Origin of the sequence: Gottfriedia sp. NPDC058432 (assembly GCF_042721555.1) — a bacterium.
Taxonomy (GTDB): Bacteria; Bacillota; Bacilli; order Bacillales; family Bacillaceae_G; genus Gottfriedia.
The window spans coordinates 1-1,898 of record NZ_JBHXLC010000058.1; the positions used below are offsets into that span (position 1 = coordinate 1).

General features: G+C 31.9%; 1 protein-coding gene and 1 rRNA gene. Both read left to right on the forward strand.

The genetic code is table 11. The annotated features are described in order from the left end of the window. Nucleotides 1–91, forward strand: a 5S ribosomal RNA gene (gene rrf / locus ACFWM3_RS24925); the annotation flags it as partial. Nucleotides 92–584: 493 nt separating this feature from the next. Then, the gene (locus tag ACFWM3_RS24930; protein ID WP_390313397.1) at nt 585–1,328 is read left to right on the forward strand and encodes an amidohydrolase family protein; all 744 of its coding nucleotides are present in this window, start codon (nt 585–587) and stop codon (nt 1,326–1,328) included. The last annotated feature ends 570 nt before the right edge of the window (nt 1,329–1,898 follow it).

Here is a 1,898-nt window from a genome sequence, read left to right on the forward strand (position 1 = left end):
CACCCGTTCCCATACCGAACACGGCAGTTAAGCTCTTTTGCGTCGATGGTAGTTGGGGGTTTCCCCCTGTGAGAGTAGAACGTCGCCTGGTAAACGAAAAGCATCAGCTATTAAGTTGATGCTTTTTTTTGTTGGAATATATGAATGAGGTTCCATGTCAATTTACGGGTTATCTAGCTTGCACCTTTAAATTGACATGGTTCTTTTTTATTATTGCATTTAAAACTTTATTTTTTAAACGATTCAAGCTTACAAAACGGTAATGCTTTTCATTCACATTTGGAACAATTGATAAAATGATTTAAAGGTGAAACAACAAAGTATCTCGACAATTACCTTGATTGTGGATGTTCGTAGCAATGAAATATACAAAACATAATATTAAGGAGTTCCATTTCTCGTCTTTTGTTTTCCAAATGACAGCTACTTACGATAATTTTCGCTTATAAAAATTCGCTGTATAGTGCTTATTTAGCTATTAGCAGTATAGAGCTATAAGAAAAAATTATGAGTTTGCATAAATAATTCATATTTTTCTTTATGAACCATCTTTGATAAGTTAAAGAAAAGAGAAGGGAAATGAAATGAGAATTTTTGATGCACATTTTCATATTATTGATTTTAATTTTCCAATTATCGAAAACCAAGGATATTTGCCACCCAACTATGTTGTAGAAGATTACCAGAATGAAACTACTGATTTAAATGTACTAGGAGGAGCGATAGTATCCGGTTCTTTCCAAGGATTTGACCAAGAATATTTATTAAACGCACTTAAACAAATGGGCACAACATTTTGCGGCGTAACTCAATTACCTTTTACTGTAACAGACGAAGAGATTATAAGGTTAAATGAAAAAGGGGTAAAGGCATTACGTTTTAATATAAAACGAGGTGGTTCAGAAGATAGATCAAAGCTCGATTACTTTGCAAGAAGAGTTTACGATTTAGTCGGATGGCATAGTGAACTTTATATTGATGTAAAAGAGTTACCTGAAATTGCATCAATTATTGAGAAGTTACCTGCTATTTCAATTGACCATTTAGGATTGTCAGAAGAAGGATTACTTCATTTATTAAAATTAGTATATAAGGGCATACACGTAAAAGCAACAGGTTTTGGGCGTGTGGAACTGAATGTTGAAAAAACTTTAAGATCCATATATGAGACAAATCCTGATGCGCTTATGTTTGGTTCAGATTTGCCATCTACAAGAGCTAAAAGACCTTTTGAATATACAGATATAGAATTAATTCAACGGCTATTTGATGAAAAGGCTATTGATAAAATCCTGTACACGAATGCATTAAAATGGTATTTCAAGTAATTCAGCTTTAATTAGGTTGAGCTTTATAAAGAAAGTTATGAATTACTTTTCAATAGTTTCTGTTAGGAGTTCTATAAATAGCTGTATAAGTAATGGATCCATTAGTAAAGAAGAAAAAGAATAGATTAATGCTTATTCCTAATATTTTAATGTTCTCATTTTGAAATGGCACTCTGCTAATTCTGTTTAGGTTTGCTATTTTAACTGCTTATTTAGATATTATACGGGTAGCTGCTTCCCATAAAAGACAGAAAAGACAATTGCCTACATTCTTGGATGAGGAGTGTTCCTAGTCCCTATAGGGATAGTCCAGATCGAACAAACTTGTAGCTTTTGAAGAATAATTTAGGAACAGATGACACTCTTAAAAAAGTGTAACTGTATAAAGGGAAATACGATTAACTTATTTAAATAAATACACTATAAAAGTACAGATAAAACTTTTTGTTAATTTTTTGTAAAGAAATGCTTGCATTCATTTGGACGAGATGGTATATTTGTTTATGTTGTCACGACAAACCAAGTGAGAACAACAAAAAAATATAATAAGTTGTTGACAAATGATTCGAC